The 25337-nt window shown below is 68.4% G+C and carries 21 protein-coding genes; all 21 read left to right on the top strand.

The genetic code is table 11. The features are described 5' to 3' along the window. Positions 1 to 33 precede the first annotated feature (33 nt). Entirely contained in the window at positions 34 to 291 is a 258-nt protein-coding gene (gene rpoZ, locus E3O62_RS01265) for a DNA-directed RNA polymerase subunit omega (protein WP_134396117.1), read from the top strand. Between the two features lie 20 nt (positions 292 to 311). Next, on the top strand, positions 312 to 1526 hold the full coding sequence (gene coaBC / locus E3O62_RS01260) for a bifunctional phosphopantothenoylcysteine decarboxylase/phosphopantothenate--cysteine ligase CoaBC (RefSeq protein WP_134397287.1): 1215 nt from the start codon (positions 312 to 314) through the stop codon (positions 1524 to 1526). A gap of 111 nt (positions 1527 to 1637) precedes the next feature. Further along, positions 1638 to 2831 (top strand): methionine adenosyltransferase, encoded by a 1194-nt coding sequence (gene metK / locus E3O62_RS01255; protein WP_134397286.1) that lies wholly within the window; start codon positions 1638 to 1640, stop codon positions 2829 to 2831. A gap of 19 nt (positions 2832 to 2850) precedes the next feature. Next, positions 2851 to 4941: a primosomal protein N' gene (locus E3O62_RS01250; protein ID WP_134397285.1), complete on the top strand. Its 2091-nt coding sequence runs from the start codon at positions 2851 to 2853 to the stop codon at positions 4939 to 4941. Then, entirely contained in the window at positions 4942 to 5859 is a 918-nt protein-coding gene (gene fmt / locus E3O62_RS01245; RefSeq protein WP_134397284.1) for a methionyl-tRNA formyltransferase, read from the top strand. It begins immediately after the preceding gene. Next, positions 5856 to 7304: an RsmB/NOP family class I SAM-dependent RNA methyltransferase gene (locus E3O62_RS01240; RefSeq protein ID WP_134396112.1), complete on the top strand. Its 1449-nt coding sequence runs from the start codon at positions 5856 to 5858 to the stop codon at positions 7302 to 7304. Before fmt ends, E3O62_RS01240 begins: the two co-directional genes overlap by 4 nt. Positions 7305 to 7955: 651 nt before the next feature. Beyond that, positions 7956 to 8624 (top strand): ribulose-phosphate 3-epimerase, encoded by a 669-nt coding sequence (rpe, locus tag E3O62_RS01235; protein WP_134342455.1) that lies wholly within the window; start codon positions 7956 to 7958, stop codon positions 8622 to 8624. A 12-nt stretch (positions 8625 to 8636) separates the two neighbouring features. Further along, positions 8637 to 8900 carry a phosphoribosyl-ATP diphosphatase gene (locus E3O62_RS01230; RefSeq protein WP_134396111.1) on the top strand — a complete coding sequence of 88 codons (264 nt, stop codon included), beginning with the start codon at positions 8637 to 8639 and terminating at the stop codon, positions 8898 to 8900. A gap of 78 nt (positions 8901 to 8978) precedes the next feature. Beyond that, positions 8979 to 9818, top strand: a complete 840-nt coding sequence (gene hisG, locus E3O62_RS01225; RefSeq protein ID WP_134396110.1) for an ATP phosphoribosyltransferase — start codon at positions 8979 to 8981, stop codon at positions 9816 to 9818. Between the two features lie 51 nt (positions 9819 to 9869). After that, positions 9870 to 10631 carry an imidazole glycerol phosphate synthase subunit HisF gene (gene hisF, locus E3O62_RS01220; RefSeq protein ID WP_134396109.1) on the top strand — a complete coding sequence of 254 codons (762 nt, stop codon included), beginning with the start codon at positions 9870 to 9872 and terminating at the stop codon, positions 10629 to 10631. 38 nt (positions 10632 to 10669) lie between these two features. Further along, the gene (gene hisI / locus E3O62_RS01215) at positions 10670 to 11089 is read left to right on the top strand and encodes a phosphoribosyl-AMP cyclohydrolase (RefSeq protein WP_134396108.1); all 420 of its coding nucleotides are present in this window, start codon (positions 10670 to 10672) and stop codon (positions 11087 to 11089) included. Between the two features lie 2 nt (positions 11090 to 11091). After that, on the top strand, positions 11092 to 12633 hold the full coding sequence (locus tag E3O62_RS01210) for an anthranilate synthase component I (protein ID WP_134397283.1): 1542 nt from the start codon (positions 11092 to 11094) through the stop codon (positions 12631 to 12633). Further along, a complete protein-coding gene (locus E3O62_RS01205; protein WP_134397282.1) occupies positions 12634 to 13281 on the top strand; it encodes a Trp biosynthesis-associated membrane protein in 648 nt (215 codons plus the stop codon). A 100-nt stretch (positions 13282 to 13381) separates the two neighbouring features. Then, entirely contained in the window at positions 13382 to 13606 is a 225-nt protein-coding gene (locus E3O62_RS01200) for a DUF6704 family protein (RefSeq protein WP_134396105.1), read from the top strand. A gap of 4 nt (positions 13607 to 13610) precedes the next feature. After that, entirely contained in the window at positions 13611 to 14381 is a 771-nt protein-coding gene (gene trpC, locus E3O62_RS01195; RefSeq protein ID WP_134396104.1) for an indole-3-glycerol phosphate synthase TrpC, read from the top strand. Then, positions 14382 to 15599, top strand: a complete 1218-nt coding sequence (gene trpB, locus E3O62_RS01190; protein WP_134396103.1) for a tryptophan synthase subunit beta — start codon at positions 14382 to 14384, stop codon at positions 15597 to 15599. It abuts the gene before it with no gap. Beyond that, a complete protein-coding gene (gene trpA, locus E3O62_RS01185) occupies positions 15596 to 16432 on the top strand; it encodes a tryptophan synthase subunit alpha (RefSeq protein WP_134397281.1) in 837 nt (278 codons plus the stop codon). The genes trpB and trpA overlap by 4 nt, the downstream gene beginning before the upstream one ends. Positions 16433 to 16504: 72 nt before the next feature. Then, positions 16505 to 17500: a prolipoprotein diacylglyceryl transferase gene (gene lgt, locus E3O62_RS01180; RefSeq protein WP_134396101.1), complete on the top strand. Its 996-nt coding sequence runs from the start codon at positions 16505 to 16507 to the stop codon at positions 17498 to 17500. A 123-nt stretch (positions 17501 to 17623) separates the two neighbouring features. After that, entirely contained in the window at positions 17624 to 22201 is a 4578-nt protein-coding gene (gene gltB / locus E3O62_RS01175) for a glutamate synthase large subunit (protein WP_134397280.1), read from the top strand. After that, positions 22194 to 23651: a glutamate synthase subunit beta gene (locus E3O62_RS01170; RefSeq protein WP_134397279.1), complete on the top strand. Its 1458-nt coding sequence runs from the start codon at positions 22194 to 22196 to the stop codon at positions 23649 to 23651. The genes gltB and E3O62_RS01170 overlap by 8 nt, the downstream gene beginning before the upstream one ends. 110 nt (positions 23652 to 23761) lie before the next feature. Then, entirely contained in the window at positions 23762 to 25207 is a 1446-nt protein-coding gene (gene pyk, locus E3O62_RS01165) for a pyruvate kinase (RefSeq protein ID WP_134397278.1), read from the top strand. Positions 25208 to 25337 lie beyond the last annotated feature (130 nt).

The raw sequence follows: 25337 nt of genomic DNA, 5'->3' as shown, positions 1-25337 counted from the left end.
CGCAGCACAAACCGCTCTGAAGGAGTGACACCAATGGCTACCAAGCTCACTGGCATCATTGACCCGCCCATCGACGACCTGCTCACCAAGGTCGACTCCAAGTACGCCCTCGTGGTCTTCGCCTCCAAGCGCGCCCGTCAGATCAACGACTACTATGCGGACCTGCACGAAGGCAGCCTGTTCGACAATGTCGGCCCGCTCGTCGACTCGACCGTCGACGACAAGCCGCTGTCCGTCGCCCTCCGCGAGATCAACGAAGACAAGCTCACCTCCCGCCCCATCGCCGAGTAACGCACCCACAAGCGCGCAGGATGTCGTCAGGTCGCACGATCGTCGTCGGGATAACCGGCGGCATCGCTGCCTACAAGGCCGTGAACGTCGTGCGCGCTTTCGTGTTGCGCGGGGACTGCGTGCACGTCGTGGCGACGCCGGCGGCGCTGCGATTCGTCGGCCGGCCCACCCTGGAGGCCATCTCCCGCAACCCCGTGCACACGGACCTCTATGAGGGCGTCGCCGAGGTGCGGCACGTGTCCATCGGCCAATCCGCCGATCTGATCGTCGTGGCCCCGGCCACCGCGAACACCATCGCGAAGCTCGCCGCCGGCCTCGCCGACGACCTGCTCGGCAACACCATCCTGGCCAGCACCGCCCCGCTCGTGATCGCCCCGGCGATGCACACGGAGATGTGGAACAACGCGGCCACGGTCGCCAATGTGGCCACCCTCCGCACCCGCGGCGTCATCGTCGTCGGGCCGGGGGTCGGCCAGCTCACCGGCGCCGACACCGGAGCCGGCCGGATGGAAGAGCCCGACACCATCGTCGCCGCGGCCCTCGCCGCCCTTGCCGCGGCCGACCGCACCGAGGGGCCAGGCGCCGACCTGGTCGGAAAGCACGTCGTGATCACCGCTGGCGGCACTCGCGAGCCCCTCGACCCCGTGCGCTTCCTCGGCAACCGGTCCAGCGGCAAGCAGGGGGTCGCCCTGGCGCAGGCCGCCCTGGCTCGGGGTGCGTCCGTGACCCTGATCGCCGCGAACCTCGAGGTTGCCGCACCAACCGCGGTGGAACTACGGCTCGTGGGCACCGCGCTCGAGCTCGAGGCGGCCGTCACGGATGCCGCCGCCGGGGCCGACGCCGTGATCATGGCGGCCGCGGTCGCCGACTACCGGCCGCTGCAGGTGAGCGCCGGCAAGATCAAGAAAGACGAGACCGGCGACACCCTGCTGCTCGAACTGACCCGCAACCCCGACATCCTCGCCGGGCTCGCCCGGACCAAGCGGACGGGCCAGGTCCTGATCGGGTTCGCCGCCGAGACGGAGCCGGATCCGGTTCGCCTGCGAGAACTCGGCCGCGAGAAAATGGCGCGCAAGGGCTGCGACTTCCTGGTGGTCAACCGCGTGGGCTGGGCGGAGGGTTTCGCCTCGGACCGTAACGCGATCACGGTGCTCGATCACGACGGAGATATAGTGTGTGAGGTCTCCGGCACCAAATTGTCGGTGGCCGGGCGCATCCTTGACCTGATCGCCTGAGATTTCCCGGGCCTCCGGTCACCGGGGTTGCCGTCGCCGTCGCCCGGTCTCAGCGGGGTTTTTTTCACGTTCATTTCTTCTACACGTTGTTCTGCAACAGAGACGGGCCAGATGCGCGAGCTACGCCTTTTCACTTCGGAGTCGGTAACCGAAGGTCACCCCGACAAGATCTGCGACCAGATCTCCGACAGTATTCTGGACGCGCTCCTGACGGAAGACCCGCACAGCCGGGTCGCCGTCGAGACCCTCGTCACCACCGGTCTCGTGCACGTAGCCGGCGAGGTCACCACCGAGGCCTACGTCGAGATCCCCTCAATCGTGCGCAAGTGCATCACCGATATCGGCTACGACTCTTCGGACGTCTGGTTCGACGGCCGTTCCTGCGGTGTGGAGATCTCCATCGGCGGCCAGTCGCCCGACATCGCGCAGGGCGTGGACAACGCCTTCGAGCGTCGGGAAGAGTCCAGCGTCGAGGACTTCGACCGCCAGGGCGCCGGCGACCAGGGCATCATGTTCGGATACGCCACCCGGGAGACTCCCCAGCTGATGCCGATCCCGATCTGGATCGCACACCGCCTCGCCGAACGCCTCGCCGAGGTGCGCAAGTCAGGCGAACTCGACTATCTCCGTCCCGACGGCAAGACCCAGGTCACCATCGGCTACGACGGCATCACGCCGCGCTCGGTCGAGACCGTCGTGCTGTCGACCCAGCACTCGCCGAAGGTGTCCAACGAGCAGCTGCGCGCGGAGGTCGAGGAACTCGTCATCCGACCGGTGCTCGCCCGCGTGGAACTGGACTCGTCCGAACTGAACACGCTGATCAACCCGACCGGGCGGTTCGAGATCGGCGGCCCTCAGGGCGACGCCGGCCTCACCGGGCGAAAGATCATCATCGACACCTACGGCGGTTCCAGCCGGCACGGCGGGGGCGCGTTCAGCGGCAAGGACCCGTCGAAGGTCGACCGCTCCGCAGCGTACGCGATGCGCTGGGTGGCCAAGAACGCCGTGGCGGCCGGGCTGGCCGACCGGCTCGAGATTCAGGTGGCCTACGCCATCGGCAAGGCCTCGCCCGTCGGGCTCTACGTGGAGACCTTCGGCACCGGGGTGATGGCCGACCGGGACATCACCGCGGCGATCCGCGCGGTCTTCGACCTGCGCCCGGCCGCGATCATCCATTCCCTCGACCTGCTGCGCCCGATCTACGCGCAGACCGCCACCTACGGCCACTTCGGCCGCGAGCTTCCCGACTTCACCTGGGAGCGCCTCGACCGGGTCGACGAGCTGAGAAGCGCTGCCGGACTGTGACCGGGCAGGCGCGGCGCCGATGACCCGCTCCGGCCTCGTGGCCCGGGTGCTCATCGACTCGCCGCTGCCGCAGCTCGACCACCTGTTCGATTACAGCATTCCCGACGAGCTCGCCGGCACCGCCCGGCCCGGCGTGCGCGTGCGGGTGCCGCTGCGCTCGGCCGGTCGCGTCGCCGACGGATACCTGATCGAGGTGCTGGGTGCGGCCGAGGGGCGCGGTGCGGTCGGACCGGCCGCAGGCCCGGAGGTGCTGCCGGGTCTCGAGGCCGGCACCGACTTCCGGGGTGCGCTCAGCCCGATCGAGAGCGTGGTCTCCGCCGCCCAGGTGCTCACCCCCGAGGTCTGGGAGCTCGCCCGTCGGGTCGCAGACCGGGCCTCCGGGAACGCGAGCGACATCATCCGTCTGGCTGTGCCCCCGCGCCAGGTGCGGGTGGAGAAGGCCTGGCTGGCGTCGCGAACAGCGGATCCGTCCGGCCCGGCCGACGGGACGGCGGGTGCTGCCACCGTGGCCGAGCCTGGCACTGTGGCCGACCCCGACACCCCCGCCGGGCCGGCCTGTGCCGACTACCCGGCCGGTACCCTCGACACGGCCGTCGCCACAGGGGCGCGCCTCTGCGTGGCCGCGGTGCCCGAGCTGCAACGGCTGCCGGACGGGCAGACCATCGGGAAATGGGCGCTCACCCTGGCCGAGCTCGCGGTGGCCGGCCTGGCCGCCGGGCGAAGCGCCATCCTCGTCGTGCCGGACTACCGCGACCAGGACCAGCTTCAGGCCGCCCTCGACCTGCTGGCCCCGGCCGGCTCGGTCAGCCGGGTCGATGCACGCCAGCCCAACCCGGAACGCTATCGGGCCTTCCTGGCCGCCCTCGCCCCGGAACCCCGGATCGTGCTCGGCAATCGGTCGGCCGTCTACGCGCCGGCCCACGACCTCGGTCTGATCGCGCTCTTCGACGACGGCGACCCGCTGCACGGCGAACCGCTCAGCCCCTACGCGCACTCCCGCGATGCCGCGCTCGTGCGCCAGGGCCAGTCCGGCTGTGCCCTCGTCTTCCTCGGCCACACCCGCACCGTCGAGGTGCAGCGCCTGGTCGAGCTGGGCTGGCTCACTGCCGTGCACCCCGCGCAGAACCGGCATCCGCGGATCATTCCCACCGACTTCCAATCCGAGCCCGACCAGCAGGCCCGCGCCGCGCGCATCCCGACGGCCGCGTGGCGGGCCGCCAAGGAGGCGCTGGCCCACGGCCCCGTGCTGGTGCAGGTGGCCAGCCCCGGCTACGCCCCGATGCTCGCCTGCCAGAGTTGCAAGAAGGCCGCCCGCTGCACCACCTGCCAGGGGCCGCTCGGTTTGGCCTCCAAGGGCTCCACCCCGTCGTGTCGCTGGTGCGGGGCGCTGGCCGCCAACTGGAACTGCACGCACTGCGAAGGGCGCGCCCTGCGGGTCGTCACCCTGGGAACCGGGCGAACCGCCGAAGAACTCGGCCGGGCGTTCCCCGGCGCGCGCATTATCGTCGCCGACGGCGACCATCCGCTGCAGCACCTCGGCGACGCCCCGGCCCTGGTGATCGCCACCCGCGGCGCGGAACCCATCCCGACGGGTGGGTACCGGGCCATCCTGCTGCTCGACGGCGAACGGATGCTCGCCCGGGAATCCCTGCGGGTCGGGGAGGACTGCCTGCGCTGGTGGTCCAACGCCGCGGCACTGGCGGCCCCGGGGGCCGCTGTGGTACTGGTCGGCGTGGGCGGGCTCGTCGCCCGGGCGCTGAACTCCTGGCAGCCCGAGATGCTCGCCGCGTCGGAACTGGCCGATCGCCGCCAACTGCGATTCCCGCCCGCGGTGCGGGCGGCATCCGTCACCGGCTCCGACGCCGACGTCGCCGTGGCCCTGGCAGAGCTGGCCGGGATGGACGGCGTGGATGTACTCGGCCCGGTCACCACGGAGGACCCCCTGGTGCGTGCGATCGTACGGCTGCCCTATGCCAGCGGTGACGACGTGGCCCGTGCGCTCAAGGCCGCGATCGTGCGGAATGCCGCCCGCCGCCGGCGCCCGAAGGGGGCGGCCTTCCGCCCCGCGCCTACACTCAAAGTACGATTCGACGACCCGGAGCTGCTCTAAATGAAACTCGTCTTCGCCGGCACGCCGCAGGCGGCCGTGCCCAGCCTGGTCGCCCTGGCTCAGTCCCACCACGACCTCGCGGCCGTGATCACCCGGGCGGATGCCCCGTTCGGCCGCAAACGCGTGCTCACCCCCTCGCCGCTCGCGCGGGCCGCCGCCGAGAACGGGCTGCACGTGATCAAGGCCAATCGCCTCGACGAGGCCGCGACCGTGGAGATCGCCGCACTGCGACCCGACCTCGGCGTCATCGTCGCCTACGGCGGGCTCGTGCGCGAACCGCTGCTGTCGGTGCCCCGGCTCGGTTGGATCAACCTGCACTTCTCCCTGCTCCCGCGCTGGCGCGGCGCCGCTCCCGTGCAGCACGCACTTATGGCCGGCGATGAGCAGACTGGCGCCGCCGTGTTCCAGCTGGTTCCGGAACTCGACGCGGGCGCCGTGTTCGCGCAACTGACGCGGGCGATCGTCGAGGACGACACCGCGGGCAGCGTGTTGCGGGCGCTCAGCGACAGCGGCGCGCGCCTGCTGCTTCAGGTGATCGACGCCCTTGAAGCCGGCGGCGCGCAGGCGAACCCGCAGTCCGGTCCGGTCACCCTGGCCCCCAAACTGACTCTCGCCGATGCCCGTATCGACTGGTCCGAACCGGCCGTCTCGGTGCGCAACCGGGTGCGCGGGGTCACCCCGGAGCCGGGCGCGTTCACGGTGCTCGGCGACGCCCGCCTCAAACTCCAGGGCGTTGCCCTGACCCAGGGAGCCGAGCCGCAACCGGCCGGCCTGATCCGTGAGATCGACAAGAAAGTGCTGATTGGGACGGGGACCGAGCCGCTCGAGCTGGTCACCGTGCAACCGGCCGGAAAGACGCAGATGAAGGCAATCGACTGGTGGCGCGGAGTGAATTGGACGGAGGTGGTCGCCTCATGAGCGACGATCGTCGCCAGGGGCGAAAGAACGACGTCCGTGCTCAGGGCGGACACGGCCTGGAGCGCCCGCAGACCGACTTCGTGCAGCCGGCCCGGCGGGTGGCCTACGAGGTCATCGCCGCCGTGCGGGAATCAGACGCCTACGCGAACCTGCTGCTGCCCAGCCGCATCAAACGGGCGGCGCTCAGCACCGCGGATGCCGCATTGGCCACCGAGCTGACCTACGGCACCCTGCGCATGCAGGGCTTCTATGACCGGGTGATCGCCGACGCGGCCGGTCGGCCCGTCACCGCGATCGACCCGGCCATCCTGGACGTGCTGCGTCTCGGTGCGCACCAGTTGCTCGCCACCCGGGTGGCCACCCACGCCGCCGTGAACGAGTCCGTCGAACTCGCCCGTCAGGTGGGCTCCCGCGCCGCCACCGGCTTCACCAACGGTGTGCTGCGCACCATCTCCCGCTCCAGCGCCGACGAGTGGCGCGAACGCGTGCTCACCGAAGCCACCAGTGATGATGACCGCCTTGCCGCGGAGCACTCACACCCGGTCTGGGTGGTGCGGGCGTTCCGGCAGTCGCTGCGCCTCGAGGGCCGTGAGGCCGAGCTCGAGGAGCTGCTTTCGGCCGACAATGCCGCGCCCAAGGTGAACATGGTCATTCTGCCCGGACTCAGCAACACCGAAGACACCGACGGTCTCGGCGTTGCCAACGACTTCTCGCCCATCGGTTTTGTGCTGGCCGGCGGCGACCCCGTGCACCTGATGCAGGACAGCGGCGGACGCCTCCGCGTGCAGGACGAGGGATCCCAGTTGGCGGCCCTCACGCTCAGTCGCGCCCGCCCGGTCGCGCCGGGGGAGCGTTGGCTCGACCTGTGCGCGGGCCCCGGCGGCAAGGCCTCCCTGCTTGCCGCCGAGGCGCTGGCCGGCGGGGCCAGCCTCGTCGCCAACGAGCTCGTCCCGGCCCGGGCCACCCTCGTGCGTAAGGCGCTGGCCGCCGTGCCCGGCGAGGTGCCCGTCTGGGAGGAGGACGGCACCCGGTTCGGAGACGAACATCCGAAGGAATTCGACCGGATCCTGCTGGATGCTCCCTGCACCGGGCTCGGCGCGCTACGTCGGCGCCCGGAGGCCCGTTGGCGCAAGCAGCCCAAGGACGTTGCCGAACTCTCCGACCTGCAGTCCGGGCTGATCCACGCGGCCCTCGGCGCGCTCAAGCCGGGTGGGGTGCTGGCCTACGTCACCTGCTCACCGCACATCGCGGAGACTCGCGGGATCGTGGCCACCGCGCTCAAGAAATGGGAGGGCCATGTGCGCACTCTCGACACGGCATCCGTGCTGCAGGGGCTGAGCAGCTCCGAGCTCGACCTGCCCGGCGACGGGGGCAGTGTGCAACTGTGGCCGCATCGGCACGGCACCGACGCTATGTTCATCACCCTGCTCGAGCGCACGGAGTAGTCCGCGACCCGGGCCCGCGCTTTCGTGTCCCTGCGCATTCGGGTCCCTGCCTTCGGGCCCGCGTATTCGGGCCCCTGCCTCGACCCGATCTGACGGAGATTCTGGCTCCCCCGGGTTTTTCCGGGGGCATGGCCCGGCCGAGCCCGCGCGTCGCGCGGCCAACTCAGGACATCCGTCGGCCGGGCTGCCCAGCCGCCGCGAATCAGAGCGGAACCGGGATAGATATCCGACCCGGCCGGCGGGATCTCCTGAGTTGACCACGACACTCGCGAATGCGCAGCGTGACTTGTGCGGGCGGGGCGGCGTCGCGTGGCCAACTCAGGACATCCGTCGGCCGGGCTGCCCAGCCGCCGCGCACCAGTCCGGGACCACTGCGGATGCCGCTGCAGCCGGCCGGATCTCCTGAGTAAGCCACAACGCGCACCCGATCCGCGGCAGGGCTTGCGAGCTCCAGGCACCCAAGTCCCTTTCCGTCGCAGCCCGAATGAAGTCGACGGAAATTCTGGTTGAAAACAACTTTTTGTGAAAGGTCTAGACCCATTTCGGCGAAATCTCCGTCGCCTTCGTTCGGGACGGCATCGCTCCAGGGCCGTGGACTCGACCGGCATGGGACTTTCGAGCCGCCGGGGCTCGCCGCAGTAGGGTGAAGGCATGGTCACCCGGATTAACCCCAGCATCCTCGCCGCCGACTTCGCCAATCTCGAACGGGACCTGGGGCGCATCCGCACCGCCGACCTGGTGCACGTCGACATCATGGACAACCATTTCGTACCGAATCTGACGTTCGGACCGCCCGTCGTCGACCGCCTCGCCCAGGTCTCCCCGTTGCCCTTCGACCTGCACCTGATGATCGAGAATCCGGAGCGTTGGGCGCTCGGCTACGCCGAAGCCGGCGCGTTCTCGGTCACCTTCCACGCGGAGGCCACGACCAACCCGGTCGGCCTGGCCCGCAAGCTGCGCTCGATCGGCGCCCGGGCCGGCATCGCGCTCAAGCCCGGCACGGCCATCGAGCCCTACCTCGAGCTACTGCCCGAATTCGACCAGGTGCTCGTGATGACCGTTGAACCCGGCTTCGGGGGGCAGAGCTTCATGCCCTCCACCATGCGCAAACTTCGCACCCTGTCGGAGGCCGTGAAGAAGTCCGGCCTGGACGTCTGGCTGCAGGTCGACGGCGGCATCACCGAGGACACCATCGTCATCGCCGCCGAGGCCGGGGCGAACACGTTCGTCGCCGGCTCCAGCGTGTTCAACGCTGCGGACCCGGCGAAGCAGATCGCCCTGTTGCGCGCCGCAGCGACCGAACACCAGCATGCGCACTAGTACCCTAGTCAGGTGAAGACTTTTGACAACCTGTTCGCTGAACTGAGCGACAAGGCACGGACCCGCCCCGACGGCTCGGGAACCGTGCGCGAACTCGACGCCGGCGTACATGCCATCGGCAAGAAGATCGTCGAAGAGGCCGCCGAGGTCTGGATGGCCGCCGAGTTCCAGAGCGACGACGAAACCGCCGCCGAGATGAGCCAGCTGCTGTACCACGTGCAGGTGATGATGCTGGCGAAGGGGCTGACCCCCGCCGATCTGTATCGCCATCTGTGACGCGCCATCAGAGAGACTCCACCCGGTTGACCCCGTGAGACCTGTTCGCCAGAACGTGAAGACGCAGAGAGTGCCCAAATGCTGAGAATTGCCGTGCCCAATAAGGGCTCCTTGTCCGAAACCGCCGCGCAGATGCTGTTCGAGGCCGGCTACACGGGCCGCCGCGACCCGCGCGACCTCGTCGTGGCCGACCCCCGCAACGACGTGGAGTTCTTCTACTTGCGTCCCCGCGACATCGCCACCTATGTGGGCTCCGGAGCCCTCGACGTGGGAATCACCGGGCGCGACCTGCTGCTCGACTCGGGCTCCACCGCCCAGGAGATCGCCAGCCTCGACTTCGGCGACTCCACCTTCCGCTTCGCCGGCCCCGCAGGCCGCTTCACCGACCTGGCCGACCTATCCGGCCTTCGCGTCGCCACCAGCTACCCCGGACTGGTCGAGGCCTTCCTCGCCGAGCACGACGTCAGCGTGACTCTGGTCACCCTCGACGGCGCGGTCGAGTCCGCCGTCCAGCTCGGCGTGGCGGATGCCGTCGCCGACGTCGTCTCCACCGGCTCCACTCTGCGCAAGGCCGGCCTCGAGATCTTCGGCCCGGTCATCCTGCAGTCCACAGCCGTGCTGATCAGCTCCGAAAACGACAAGCCCGGCATCGCGACCCTCCTGCGCCGCTTGCAGGGCGTGCTCGTGGCCCGCCAGTACGTGCTGATGGACTACGACATCCCGCAGACGCTCCTCGACGACGCCTGCCTGCTGGCGCCCGGCATCGAGTCGCCCACCGTATCGTCCCTGCACGACCCGGAATGGGTTGCCGTGCGTGTGATGATCCCGCGCCTGAACACGAACCACGTCATGGACGCCCTCTACGAGCTCGGGGCGCGCGCCATCCTGATCAGCTCTATTCACAACGCCCGCTTGTAACGGGCTGACCGGCGGTACCCAGATGCGGCGACACACAATGGAGGCACAATCGTGAGTCTTTCGGTGCGGGTCATACCCTGCCTCGACGTGGCCGACGGCCGCGTGGTCAAGGGAGTGAACTTCCAGAATCTGCGAGACGCGGGCGATCCGGTCGAACTCGCCCGCCGGTACTACGAGCAGGGAGCCGACGAACTCACCTTCCTCGATGTGACCGCCACGGTGGACAACCGTGCCACCACCTATGACGTCGTGCGCGCCACCGCAGAGCAGGTCTTCATCCCGCTTACGGTGGGCGGCGGCATCCGCACGGTCGAGGACGTGTCCCGGCTGCAGGCCAGTGGTGCCGACAAGGTCGGAGTCAACAGCGCCGCCATCACGCGGCCCGCCCTGATCGGCGAGATCGCCGACCGGTTCGGCTCCCAGGTTCTCGTGCTTTCTCTTGACGTGAAGCGCAGCGGGCGCACCGAGTCTGGCTTCGTCGTCACTACCCACGGTGGCCGCACCGAAACCGACCTGGACGCTCTCGCCTGGGCGCAGACGGCCATCGGGCTGGGGGTCGGCGAGCTGCTCGTCAACTCCATCGACGCCGACGGAACGAAGGCGGGCTTCGACGTCGAACTCATCACGCTGATGCGCGCCCTGAGTACCGTTCCGGTGATCGCCTCCGGCGGCGCCGGCCGGGTCGAGGATTTTCCCCCGGCCATCGCCGCGGGGGCGGATGCCGTGCTTGCGGCATCCGTGTTCCACAGCGGCCAGCTGACCGTCGGCGACGTCAAGGCGGAGCTCAGGCGCGCCGGAATGCCCGTGCGCTGATGATGCTGTGCCTTACCCGACCCGAAACGGCTCCGTAAATGACCGATGTGCTCTCCACCCTCGACGACGCCCTGGCCAGGGCCGTCTTCAACTCCGACGGCCTGTTACCGGCGGTGATCCAGCAGTGGGACACCGGTGAGGTGCTCATGCTCGGCTGGATGAACCGGGAAGCGCTGCGCCGCACGCTCACCGAGGGGCGCGTGACGTTTTGGTCGCGCAGTCGCCAGGAATTCTGGCGCAAGGGCGACACCTCCGGCCACGGCCAGTATGTGAAGTCCGCCGCGCTCGACTGTGACGCGGACACCCTCCTGGTGCAGGCGGACCAGATCGGAGCAGCCTGCCACACCGGCTCCCGCACCTGCTTCGACGGGCGCGGCATCGAGGTCGTGACCGGCGCCCGCCCCGCGGCACCCGACGTGGCAGCAGACCGGGCAACCACCCAAAAACCGAGGGACTGACCATGGCACCGAACAGCTCCGGCACAGCCCCGTCGACCACCGCCGGGCAGTTCGCGCGTCAGATCGACGACCACCGGGTGTTCCCCGTGGTGCGCGAACTCTTCGCCGACGGCGAAACCCCGGTGGGCATCTACCGCAAGCTCGCTGCCGGCCAGCCCGGTAGCTTCCTGCTCGAGTCCGCCGAGCAGGGCGGCATTTGGTCGCGGTTCTCGTTCGTGGGCGTGTCCTCGTTCGGCGTGTTGACCCAGCAGGGCGACGAGACCCGCTGGCTCGACTACGGCCTCTCGGCCGAGCGCGCCCTCGGCGACGCCGCCGGCCTAGGCCCGCTGGCGGCTCTCGCGGCCCTCCACGAACGCTGGGAAACCCCGCGCATGCCCGGCCACCCACCCCTGACCGGCGGCCTCGTCGGATTCATCGGCTGGGAGGCGATCCGCCAGATCGAGCGCCTGCCGAATCGCCCGCCGGCGGACTACGACGTGCCGGGCCAGGCCTTCAGCTTCGTGGCCGACCTCGTCGTGATTGACCACAAATACGGCACCGTGCAGCTCATCGCCAACGTTCTCAACGACGGCCACGACGAACCGGGCGCCCTCTGGGAGGCCGCCCAGGACCGGCTCGACGCCCTGCAGGCTCGCCTGGCCGAGCCGTCCGAGACCTGGCTCGCCGAGGTCGACCTCGCCACGCCCGCCTCCCCGACGAACCGCACCCGGCGTGAGGACTTCCTCGCCGCGGTCGACATCGCCAAGGAGCACATCGTCGACGGCGACGTTTTCCAGGTGGTCGTCTCCCAGCGGTTCGACCAGGAGTGCACGGCGGACCCCATCGACGTCTACCGGGTGCTGCGCAGCCTCAACCCGTCGCCCTACATGTACCTGCTGAGCCTGGAATCGCCGGAGAAGGAGACCTACTGGATCGTGGGCTCCTCCCCGGAGGCCTTGGTGAAGGTGCAGAACGACCGCGTGTTCACGCATCCGATCGCGGGCTCGAAGCCGCGCGGCACGACCCCGGAGGCCGACGCCGACTTCGAAGCCGAGCTCGCGGGCGACGCCAAGGAACGCGCCGAGCATCTGATGCTCGTGGACCTGGCCCGCAACGACCTGCTCAAGGTGTGTGCACCCGGCTCGGTCGAGGTGACCGAGTTCATGCGCATCGAGCGGTTCAGCCACATCATGCACCTCGTCTCGTCGGTGGAGGGGAACCTGCTGCCGGGCCGGTCCGCTATCGACGTCTTCCGCGCCACGTTCCCGGCCGGCACTCTCTCCGGGGCCCCGAAACCGCGCGCCCTCGAGATAATCGACGCGCTCGAGCCCGCGCAGCGCGGCGTGTACGGGGGAGTGGTCGGCTACTTCGGGTTCGCCGGGGACGCGGACCTGGCCATCGCCATCCGGACCGCCACGATTATGAATGGCGTCGCCCGCGTGCAAGCAGGCGGCGGCCTCGTCGCGGACTCCGACCCGGCGTCGGAATACCTGGAGTCACAGAACAAGGCCGCGGCGCCCCTCCGCGCGGTCGCGGTCGCGAACGCCATGAAACGGGTGCGCTAGGTGGCATCCGCACGGCGCCTCAAGCTCGGGCACATCCTCGTGGTGCTGGCGGCCAGCGGTCTGGCCCTGCTGGCCTGGATCCAGGTCTGGGTGAACGTCATCGTGGGGCAGTCCGGCTCGGCCGTGCACAGACTCGAGGTGGCCGGCTCCACGGCCGCCCCCGGGGTGACAGCCCTCGCCCTCGCCGGACTGGCCCTCGCCGGTGCCCTGAGCATCGCCGGTCCCGTCATCCGGGTGGTCCTCGGCCTGCTGGAGGTTCTGCTCGGCTTCTCCGTATGCCTCTCGGCTTTTTTGGCCGTCACCGATCCGGCGGCAGCCAGTGCCGGCGCGGTCACCGATGCCACCGGGATCTCTGGCGCAGGCTCGGTCGTCGACGCCGTCGCCTCGGCGGCCGTGACGCCATGGCCGTTCATCGCGCTGTTCGCCGGCGTGGTCATGGGCGGCGCCGGGGTCGGGGTGCTCGTCACCTCCAGGCGTTGGCCCGGACCGACGTCCCGCTACCAGGCCGTGCGATTCGAAGCGGCCGAGTCGGCCGAGGCGACGGATGCCGACGGTCCCGACGCCGCGGACGTTTCCGCACCCGAACGTGACGCCGTCGACGACTGGGACGGGCTGAGCCGCGGCGAAGACCCCACCACCCCGCACTGAATCGAGACCAGATTCCCGGTTGCACCTGGTGCGCTGGGGAGGCCGGGGAACCGTGGGGCCGCTAGACTTGGCTAGTCCGTCAACGCACAAAAGGAGAACCATGAGCTTCGAATCGGTAGACCCAGGTGAAGGCCATTCGATCGCGGCCTGGACCGCCGTCACCATCATGCTTCTCGCCGTCGCGATCGGCACCGTCGCCTTCTTTCTGGTGATCCCATGGCTCGTCTGGGCATCCGTCGGCCTGCTGGTGGTTGGCCTGCTGGTCGGCTGGATCCTCGCCAAAATCGGCTACGGCGTAGCCGATACGGCTCACCTGGACCACTAGTCGAGTGCTGTCTGATCTTCTAGCCGGGGCCGTCGCTGACGCTGAACTTCGTCGGGCCGCCCGTCCGTTCTCCATCGTCGAGGCAACCGCTCTCGATCAAACTCCGGCGATCGATGCCCTGGCGGTGCTCGCACCCGCGGATCAGGTCAAGATCATCGCGGAGGTCAAGCGCGCCAGCCCGTCTCGGGGCACCCTGGCCGAGATCTCGGACCCTGCCGCCCTCGCCGTCTCCTACGAGTTCGGCGGCGCCAGCGCGATCAGCGTGCTCACCGAAGGCCGCAAGTTCCTCGGCTCCCTGTCAGACCTCGAGCAGGTTCGATCCGCCGTGCGCATCCCGGTGCTGCGTAAAGACTTTATCGGTCTGCCGTACCAGGTCTTCGAGGCCAGGGCGGCAGGTGCCGACATGGTTCTGCTCATCGTCGCCGCACTTGACCAGACCACCCTGGTCTCCCTGCACGACCTCGTGCGCCAGCTCGGCATGACCGCGCTGGTCGAGACCCACAGCGCCGAGGAGGTCGACCGTGCCCTGGCCATCGGCGCAAGCCTCGTCGGGGTGAACGCCCGCGACCTGTCCACGTTTCAACTCGATCAGGACCTGTTCGGCCGGCTCGCGGACCGGATCCCCTCGGGTGTCGTCCGCGTCGCCGAGTCGGCGGTCAAGACCGCCGCCGACGTGGCGCACTACCGCGCCGCCGGCGCCGACATCGTGCTCGTCGGCGAGGCCCTCGTCACAAGCGATCCCATCCGAACCCTCTCCGAATTCCTGGCGGTTTAAATGTCAACGTCCCTCAGAACAGAAGCAGGCCCGTACTTCGGCGACTTCGGCGGGAGGTTCGTGCCGGAGTCCCTCGTTGCTGCCCTCGACGAGCTGACCGACGAGTACGCGCTGGCACGGCAGGACCCCGCCTTCGCGGCCGAGTTGATGGAATTGCACCGGAGTTACACCGGGCGCCCGTCCATCATTACCGAGGTGCCCCGGTTCGCCGCGCACGCCGGCGGTGCCCGCATCATCCTCAAGCGGGAAGACCTCAACCACACCGGCTCGCACAAAATCAACAATGTGCTCGGCCAGGCACTTCTCACCAAGCGCATCGGCAAGTCTCGCGTCATCGCCGAGACGGGCGCCGGGCAGCACGGCGTGGCGGCCGCGACGGCGGCCGCCCTGTTCGGGCTCGACTGCGTCGTCTACATGGGCGAGGTCGACACGGAGCGCCAGGCCCTGAACGTGGCCCGGATGCGACTGCTCGGCGCCGAGGTCGTGCCGGTCAAGACCGGCTCCCGCACCCTGAAAGACGCCATCAACGACGCCATGCGTGACTGGGTCACCAACGTCGAGACCACCAACTACATCTTCGGTACCGTCGCCGGGCCGCATCCGTTTCCGGCCATGGTGCGCGACTTCCAGAAAATAATCGGCGAGGAGGCCCGCCAGCAGGTTCTGGACCTCACCGGCCGCCTCCCCGACGCGGTCACCGCCTGCGTCGGCGGTGGTTCGAACGCCATGGGTATCTTCCACGCGTTCCTCGACGACCCGGAGGTGGCTCTGGTCGGCTACGAGGCCGGCGGTGACGGCGCGGAGACCCTGCGCCATGCGGCGACGATCACCAAGGGGCGCCCCGGCATCCTGCACGGCGCCCGCAGCTTCCTGCTGCAGGACGAAGACGGTCAGACCGTGGAGTCGCACTCCATCTCTGCGGGTCTGGACTACCCGGGGGTGGGCCCGGAACATGCGTGGCTCGCCAGTATCGGCCGGGCCACCTACCTGCCGGTCACCGATGACGAGGCGATGAGCGCCCTCCGGCTGCTCAGTCGCACGGAGGGCATCATCCCCGCCATCGAGTCGGCGCACGCCCTCGCCGGCACCTTGGACCTCGGCAAGAAGCTCGGACGCGACGCCACCATCCTGGTAAACCTCAGCGGACGCGGCGACAAGGACATGGAAACCGCGGGTCGGTACTTCGACCTGCTCGACAAGGGTGCGGAACAGTCATGAGCACGGAAACAGGTACGGGCCCCAGGACCGGAACGACGAGCACGGTCGAGGCGACAATCGCCCGGCGCCGCTCCGAGGGCGGCGGGGCTCTGATCGGCTACCTGCCCGTCGGGTTCCCCACCCTGACCGAGAGCATCGACGCGGCCGTGGCACTCGCGCAGAACGGTGTCGACGTCATCGAGCTGGGCCTGCCGTACACCGATCCCGTCATGGACGGGCCAGTGATCCAGGCGGCCACCCAGCAGGCTCTGGCCAACGGCTTCCGGCTGCGGCACGGGATCGAGGCCGTCGCGGCGATCACCGCCCAGGTGAACTTGCCCGTTCTGGTCATGACCTACTGGAACCCGATCATGCAGTACGGCGTGGACCGGTTCGCCGACGACCTGCTCGCGGCGGGAGGCGCCGGTCTGATCACGCCCGACCTCATCCCCGACGACGCGGCCGCCTGGGTGGGAGCCAGCACGCGAACCGGACTCGACCGTGTCTTCCTCGCCGCCCCGTCGTCGTCCGACGCCCGGCTGCGTCAGGCAGTGGACGCCAGCCGCGGTTTCGTCTACGCGGTCTCCACCATGGGAATCACCGGCGCCCGCGCCGACGTGGACTCCGCCGCGCGGGTGCTCATCGACCGCCTCCGCGCCGTCGGGTCCACCAGCGCGTGCGTCGGACTCGGCATCTCCACCCCGGAGCAGGTGCGGGAGATCCTCGCCTACGCCGATGGTGCCATCGTCGGTTCCGCCCTGGTCAAGGCACTGTCCGACGGGGGAGTGCCGGCCCTGGCCGCCCTCACCCGTGACCTCGCGGCCGGTGCCCGGGATCTGCGCCCCGCCGTCTGATACCCGCCATCGCAGCACCCAAAAGCTAAGGTAAGTTGTCCGAGGCGGTCACGGGGCCTCCCCGGCGCCACGATGAAAGGTAGTCCCCAGGTGTCTTTTCTTCTGAGCATCCCGAGCCCGAGCCCCGAATGGAGCTCCTTCACCCTCGGCCCGTTCACCATCCACGCCTACGCCCTCTGCATTCTGGCAGGGATCATCGCCGCCACCGTCATGACGAGCCGCCGACTGTCTGCGCGCGGAGGCGAGCCGGGCGTGGTGCTGGACATCATCCTGTGGGCCGTTCCGCTCGGCATCGTCGGCGCGCGCTTCTACCATGTGTTCACTCACCCGTCCGACTACTTCTTCGAGGGTGCCAACCCTCTCGAGGTGTTCGCCATTTGGAACGGCGGCAACGCCATCTTCGGAGCACTTCTGGGCGGGGCCGTCGGCGCGTACATCGGCTGCCGCATCTCGGGCATCCGGTTCTGGGCCTTCGCGGACGCCCTGGCACCGGGAATGCTGGTGGCGCAGGCCATGGGCCGTCTCGGCAACTGGTTCAACGAGGAGCTCTTCGGTCTGCCGACCGACCTGCCCTGGGGCCTCGAGGTTTCCGCGGCGAACCCGGCCCTCCCGATCGGACTTCCCCCCGAAACACTGTTTCACCCCACCTTCCTCTACGAGATGATCTGGAACGTGGTCGGCGTCGTCCTGATCCTCGCGATCGAACGCAAGGTTGCGCTCCGCTGGGGCAAGGCCTTCGGCGTCTACCTGATCTGGTATGGCCTCGGCCGCAGCTTCTTCGAGTCGATCCGGGTCGACCCGAGCGAGATGTTCTTCGGCCTCCGCACCAATGTGTGGGCCGCCTTCGCCGCCATCCTGCTGGGCATCATCCTGATCGTCGTGCAGAGCAAGCGCCACACGGGCCTGCCCGCGAGCGTGTACGTTCCCGGCCGCGAGTGGAAGGGGCCCGACGCTGAGGTAGAATCTGATGAGTTTGATTCGGACCCCGAGGATCACGGTGATGAGGCCGTCGGTCCCGCCGGATCAGTCGACGTTGCAGCCACAAGCACCAGCAACTCGCGCCTCTAGGCTCAGGTTGACATCAACCTGTTCCACGGCTTGTGACCCGGTATGACGGGCCGCCGCGCACATGTCTACCTGAGCGGGCCAGCGTCGTCCCCACTCGCCAGTTACTTTCGTGAGGACGGTCCAATGCCGCAAACACCCCTCTTCTCGCGCTTCAGCGCAGTGCCGAAGCCGCAGGGCCTGTACAACCCGGCCGATGAGCGCGATGCCTGCGGCCTCGCCATGGTCGCCACGCTTCGGGGCACCGCCGGGCACGACATCATCACCCTCGCCCTCGACGCGCTCCGCAACCTCGAGCACCGCGGTGCGGTCGGATCGGATGCCGGAACCGGAGACGGCGCGGGCATCATCACTCAGGTTCCCGACGAGTTCCTGCGGGCGGTCGCCGATTTCGCCCTGCCCGCGGCGGGGCGCTACGCCGTCGGCAATGTGTTCCTGCCGGTCGATCCCACCAAGCGCAGCGGCATCAAGCGCCAAATCAACCGGATCGCCCTCGAAGAGGGACTGGTGATCCTCGGCTGGCGCGAAGTTCCCGTGCGCCCCGACGAGGTCGGCACCCTGGCGCGCGCAGCCATGCCCGCCATCCAACAACTGTTCGTGCAGAGCGTCCGCACGACTGAGGCCGGCGACACGCTCGGCGACATCGCGCTGGACCGCCAGGCCGTCAGGCTGCGGAAGCGCGCCGAACGCGAGCTGGAGATCTACTTCGCCTCACTGTCCTGTCGCACCGTGGTCTACAAGGGAATGGTCACGACGCTTCAGCTGGAGCCGTTCTACCCGGACCTGTCCGATCCGCGCTTCGTCTCCAAGCTCGCCCTTGTGCACTCCCGCTACTCCACCAACACGTTCCCGTCCTGGCCGCTCGCGCAGCCGTTCCGCATGATCGCGCACAACGGCGAGATCAACACGGTTCAGGGCAACCGCAACTGGATGCAGGCGCGCCAGTCCCAGCTCGAATCCGACCTGCTCGGCGATCTGGCGCCGCTGCTCCCGATCGTCACCCCCGGTGGCAGCGATTCGGCCTCGTTCGATGAGGTCGTTGAGCTGCTCAGCCTGTCGGGGCGTTCGCTCCCGCACGCCGTCATGATGATGGTGCCGGAGGCCTGGGAAAACCAGACCGACCTCGACGCCGAACGCCGCGCGTTCTACGAGTACCATTCAATGCTGATGGAGCCGTGGGACGGCCCGGCCGCAATCGTGTTCACCGACGGATCCCTCGTCGGCGCCACCCTCGACCGCAACGGGCTGCGCCCCGGCCGCTACCTCATCACCGACGACGGCCTCGTCGTGCTCGCCAGCGAGATCGGAGTGCTCGACATCGACCCCAACCGGGTGGTGCGCAAGGGCCGCCTGCGTCCCGGCAAGATGTTTCTGGTCGACACGGTCGCCGGACGCCTGATCGAAGACGACGAGATCAAGGCCGACCTCGCGGCGAGCGAGCCGTGGGGAACCTGGCTGGACGCCGGGCGCATCAACCTCAAGGATCTGCCCGAGCGGGAGCACATCGTGCACCCGCCGGCATCCGTCGTGCGCCGCCAGCGCACCTTCGGCTACACCGAGGAGGAGGTGCGCATCCTGCTCGCGCCGATGGCTCGCCTCGGCGGGGAACCGCTCGGCGCGATGGGCTCCGACACCCCTATCGCCGTGCTCAGCGACCGACCCCGGCTGCTCTTCGACTACTTCACGCAGCAGTTCGCCCAGGTGACCAACCCACCGCTCGACTCGATCCGCGAGGAAGTTGTCACTTCCCTCAAACTCGGGCTCGGTCCGGAACGCAACCTCCTCTCGGTGGGCCCCGAGCACGCCCGGCAGGTCGTGCTCGACTTCCCCGTGATCGACAACGACGAGTTGGCGAAGATCCAGCACATCGACACCGCGCCGGGCAGCCGCACCACCAGGACCATTCGCGGGCTCTACCGGTTCGAAGACGGGCCGGACGCCCTCGAGGCCCGCATCAAGGAGATGTGCGCCGAGGCCGACGCCGCCATCGACGACGGCGCGATGTTCCTCGTTCTCTCCGACCGGGATTCCAACAAGGACCTGGCACCGATCCCGTCGCTGCTGATGATTGCCGCGGTTCACCACCACCTGATCCGCACCGAGAACCGCATGAAGGTCGGCATCGTGGTCGAGACCGGCGATGTGCGCGAGGTGCACCACGTCGCCCTCCTGATCGGCTACGGCGCATCCGCCGTGAACCCGTACCTTGCGATGGAAACGTGCGAGGATTTGGTGCGCAGCGGCTACATCACGACCGGCACGCCCGAACAGGCCGTGCGCAACGTGATCAAGGCCCTCGGCAAGGGCGTGCTCAAGATCATGTCCAAGATGGGGATCTCGACCGTCTCCTCCTACGCCGGTGCGCAGACCTTCGAGGCCGTGGGACTGAGCCAGGAATTCATCGACCAGTACTTCACCGGCACCACGAGCAAGCTCGGCGGCATCGGCATCGAGGTGGTTGCGGCCGAGAATGAGGCCCGGCACCGGGCCGCCTACCCCGAGGATGCCGCCGTCACCGCGCACGAACGCCTCGCGACCGGAGGTGAGTACCAGTGGCGCCGCGACGGGTCTCCGCACCTGTTCAACCCGGACACCATTTTCCGGCTCCAGCACTCCACCCGCACGCGCAGCTACGACATCTTCCGCGAGTACACGAAACTCGTCGACGACCAGGCGTCGAGCCTGATGACGCTGCGCGGCATGTTCACCTTCACCACCGGCAAGCGCCACCCCGTACCGCTGGACGAGGTGGAACCGATCTCCTCGATCGTGAAGCGCTTCGCGACGGGGGCGATGAGCTACGGCTCGATCTCCGCCGAGGCGCACGAGACCCTCGCCATCGCAATGAACCGCCTCGGCGGCAAGTCGAACACCGGTGAGGGTGGAGAAGACCTTGACCGTCTGCTCGACCCGGAGCGACGCAGCGCCGTCAAGCAGGTGGCTTCCGGCCGGTTCGGTGTGACCAGCATGTACTTGTCCCACGCCGACGACATCCAGATCAAGCTGGCGCAGGGAGCCAAGCCCGGCGAGGGCGGCCAGCTGCCGCCCACGAAGGTCTACCCGTGGATCGCCCGCACCCGGCACGCGACCGCCGGCGTCGGCCTGATCTCGCCGCCCCCGCACCACGATATCTACTCGATCGAAGACCTCAAACAGTTGATCTTCGACCTGAAGCGGGCGAATCCGACCGCGCGCATCCACACCAAGCTGGTCAGCCAGTCCGGTATCGGTGCGGTCGCCGCCGGAGTGGCCAAGGCACTGTCCGACGTCATTCTCATCTCCGGTCACGACGGCGGAACCGGCGCGAGCCCGCTCAACTCCCTCAAGCACGCGGGGACTCCCTGGGAACTCGGCCTGGCCGAAACGCAGCAGACCCTGATGCTCAACGGGATGCGCGACCGGGTCGTGCTGCAGGTCGACGGCCAGTTGAAGACCGGCCGTGACGTCATCATCGGAGCGTTGCTCGGCGCCGAGGAGTTCGGCTTCGCGACCGCCCCGCTGATCGTGGAGGGCTGCGTCATGATGCGTGTCTGCCACCTGGACACCTGCCCCGTCGGGGTGGCCACCCAGAATCCCGAGCTGCGCAAACGTTTCACCGGCAAGGCCGAGCACGTGATCAACTTCTTTGAGTTCATCGCTCAGGAGGTGCGCGAGTACCTCGCCGAGCTCGGATTCCGCAGCCTCGACGAGGCCATCGGCCACCGGGAGATGCTCGACGTCAACGGGGCGCTGACGCACTGGAAGGCCTCCGGACTCGATCTGTCGCCCGTCCTCGTCGGTCCGGACTTCTCCGCGGGGGAGCCCCGGCAGTCCGGTCGCCCTCAGGAGCACGAGCTCGAGCTCCACTTCGACAACGAACTGATCCGGCAGAGCGCCAGTGTGCTTGAACACGGTGGGCAGGTCTCGATCTCCCTGCCCATCCGCAACACCGAGCGGGCCGTGGGCACCATGCTCGGTCACGAGGTCACCGTGCGTCACGGCGAGAACGGGCTGCCGTCCGGTTCCATCGACGTCACCCTCACCGGCAGCGCCGGACAGTCCTTCGGCGCGTTCCTGCCGAGCGGCATCATCCTGCGGCTCGAGGGTGACTCCAACGACTACGTCGGCAAGGGTCTCTCCGGTGGGCAGATCACCGTGCGACCCGACCGGGGCAGCCTGTTCCCGGCCGAGCAGAACGTGATCGCCGGTAACGTCATCGGCTACGGCGCGACCCAGGGCAGCATGTTCATCCGCGGCATCGTGGGCGAACGTTTCCTGGTGCGCAACTCCGGCGCCACCGCCGTCGTCGAGGGCGTCGGTGATCACGCCCTCGAGTACATGACCGGGGGACTGGCGGTCATCCTGGGCGAAACGGGGCGCAACCTGGGTGCCGGCATGTCTGGCGGAACCGCCTACGTCTACGGTCTCCGTACCGAGGATGTCAACCGGCAGGCCCTCGACTCCGGCGAACTCACACTTCTGCCGCTCGGCGGCGCGGACCGCGAGATCGTGCGTGACTTGCTCGAACAGCATCATGACCAAACCGAATCCGCCCTGGCGGCCCGGCTGCTGGCCGATTTCGAGACCACCATGTCCACATTCGTCAAGGTGCTACCGCGCGACTACGCGGCCGTCCTGGCAACCAGGCAGACCGCCGTCACCGAGGGCCTCGACCCCGATGGCGTCGTCGTTTGGAACCGCATTCTGGAGGCAACCAATGGCTGATCCGAAGGGATTCCTGAAGACCACGGACCGGGAGCTTCCGGCCCGCCGTCCCGTATCCGTTCGTCTGATGGACTGGAAAGAGGTCTACGAGCAGGGCGACGCGACGCAACTGAAACGCCAAGCCGGCCGCTGTATGGACTGCGGTGTGCCGTTCTGCCAGCAGGGCTGCCCGCTCGGCAACATCATCCCGGAGTGGAACGACCTCACCTGGCGGGACGAGGGCCGTCAGGCCATCGAACGTCTCCATGTCACCAACAACTTCCCGGAGTTCACCGGGCGTCTCTGCCCGGCACCCTGTGAGTCGGCCTGCGTTCTCGGAATCAGTCAGCCGCCGGTCACGATCAAGCAGGTTGAGGTCTCCATCATCGACCAGGCCTTCGCCAACGGATGGGTTCAGCCCCAGCCGCCCGGACGCCTCACCGGCAAGACGGTCGCGGTCGTCGGCTCGGGCCCGGCCGGCCTCGCGGCCGCGCAGCAGCTCACGCGGGCCGGTCACACGGTGGCGGTCTTCGAGCGCGACGACCGGATCGGTGGGCTTCTGCGTTACGGCATCCCGGACTTCAAGATGGAGAAGAAGCACCTCGAGACCCGACTCGGCCAGATGACGGCCGAGGGCACCCGCTTCCGCGCAGGCGTCACCATCGGCGTCGACATCACCTGGGATGACCTCCGGGCCCGCTATGACGCTGTGGTGGTCGCCACGGGTGCCCTGGTACCCCGCGACCTGCCGATCCCCGGGCGCGACCTGCCCGGAGTGCACTTCGCCATGGAATACCTTGTGCAGCAGAACAGGGTCGGCGCCGGCGACACGATCGACCAGCAGATCACCGCCGAGGGCAAGCACGTGGTTGTACTCGGCGGCGGCGACACCGGCGCCGACTGCATCGGTACCGCTCACCGCCAGGCCGCGGCATCCGTCACGAATCTCGCCATCGGCCGCCAACCGGGCACGGAACGGGCGGAACACCAGCCGTGGCCGCTGTCTCCGACGCTGTTCGAGGTGTCGAGCGCCCACGAAGAGGGCGGCAACCGCGAGTACCTGGTGTCGACGGTGGAGTTCCTGGCCAACGAGGTGGGCGAGGTGCGCGCCATCCGCGTGGCCGAGACCGAATTCCGGGGCGGACGCCGGGTGCCCAAGGCCGGAACGGAGCGCGAGATCCCTGCGGATCTGGTTCTCCTGGCCATGGGCTTCACCGGACCTGAATCGCGCGAGCTGACGGACCAGCTGCACGTGCCGGTCGATGGGCGGAGTAATGTCGAGCGTGACGTTAATTACCAGACCAGCCATGAAGGCGTGTTCGTTGCTGGTGATGCCGGCCGTGGCCAGTCGCTCATCGTCTGGGCGATCGCCGAAGGTCGGGCTGCTGCGGCAGCCGTCGACAAATTCCTCGAAGGCGAGACGCAACTGCCTGCACCGGTCAAACCGACCGATCATGCCTTCGCAATCTGATTGGTCACTGATCCAGTGATTCGATTCCAAGAGATCCACCACCCCGTGGTCTCCCGACCATCAACAGAGAATATGCGCCGAAACAGCGCGGAAACCGGAGTTTTTTCAGTATGAGACGCGCCAAAATTGTCGCCACACTCGGGCCGGCAGCAGCCAGCTACGATCAAATTCGTGCCCTTATCGATGCCGGTGTCGACGTCTGCCGGATGAACCTGAGCCACGGGGACTACCAGGTCCACGAGGGTGTTTATGCGAATGTACGCAAAGCAGCGAACGACTCCGGCCGTGCCGTCGCCGTCATGGTCGACCTGCAGGGACCGAAGATCCGTCTCGGAAAATTCGAAGGTGGCCCTTACGAACTGGCCTTCGGAGACATTTTTAAGATCACCACAGAAGAAATCCTGGGTACCAAGGAACTCTCCGGCACCACCTACAAAGGTCTGCCTCAGGACGTCAAGCCCGGCGACTTCCTGCTGATCGACGACGGCAAGGTCAAGGTCGAGGTGGTGGCCACGAACGACACCGTCGTGACGACCAAGGTGATCGTCGCCGGCCCCGTGTCGAACAACAAGGGCATCAACCTGCCCGGTGTCGCCGTGAACGTGCCGGCCCTGTCCGAAAAGGACGAGGCCGACCTGCGCTGGGGTCTCCGCCTCGGCACGGACCTGATCGCGCTGTCGTTCGTTCGGGATGCCGCCGACATCACCCGCGTGCACGAGATCATGGCCGAAGAAGGACGCCGCGTTCCCGTGATCGCGAAGATCGAGAAGCCGCAGGCCGTGGAGAACCTCGAGGGCATCGTCGACGCGTTCGACGCCATCATGGTGGCCCGTGGCGACCTGGGCGTGGAGCTGCCGCTCGAGGCCGTTCCGATCGTGCAGAAGCATGCGGTCGAGCTCGCTCGTCGCATGGCCAAGCCGGTCATCGTGGCGACCCAGATGCTCGAGTCCATGATCCACAGCCCTGTGCCGACCCGCGCGGAGACGTCTGACGTCGCCAACGCCGTGCTCGACGGCGCGGATGCGGTCATGCTCAGTGGCGAGACCAGCGTCGGCGAGTACCCCGTCGTCACGGTCCAGACGATGGCGCGGATTGTCGCGTCGACCGAGGACCACGGCCTGGAGCGTATCGTTCCGCTGACGAACAAGCCGCGTACCCAGGGCGGTGCCATCACCCTGGCCGCCATCGAGGTCGCCGAGTTCGTCGAAGCGAAGTTCCTGTGCATCTTCACGGAGTCAGGTGACTCGGCCCGACGGATGTCCCGGCTGCGGTCGAAGATCCCCATGCTGGCCTTCACCCCGGAGCCCGGTATCCGTCGCCGACTGGCCCTCACCTGGGGAATCCAGACCTACCTGGTCGACCGGGTCACCCACACGGACGCCATGTTCGGACAGGTGGATGACATCCTGCTGGGCCAGGGTCTGGCCCAGCTCGGAGACAAGGTCGTCGTTATCAGCGGTTCCCCTCCCGGAATCGCGGGTTCCACGAACGACATCCGTGTGCACCGCGTCGGCGACGCCCACAATGAAGTTCACCCGGCGTACGCGAAGAAGTAGCGCCGCGACGAAGAAAGCCCCGCCGCCCGGCTTCGGGTGGCGGGGCTTTCTCGAGCTGTCCAGATCTGCGCGGCACAGCCCAGCACCGGGAATCTGTGACCCACCGCCTCCGGGCGACACCCTGTTCCCC

Source organism: Cryobacterium sp. TMT2-15-1, assembly GCF_004402345.1.
Taxonomy (GTDB): domain Bacteria; phylum Actinomycetota; class Actinomycetes; order Actinomycetales; family Microbacteriaceae; genus Cryobacterium; species Cryobacterium sandaracinum.
Note: the sequence above shows the minus strand (reverse complement) of the source record. Positions and strands in the feature narration are given on the sequence as shown.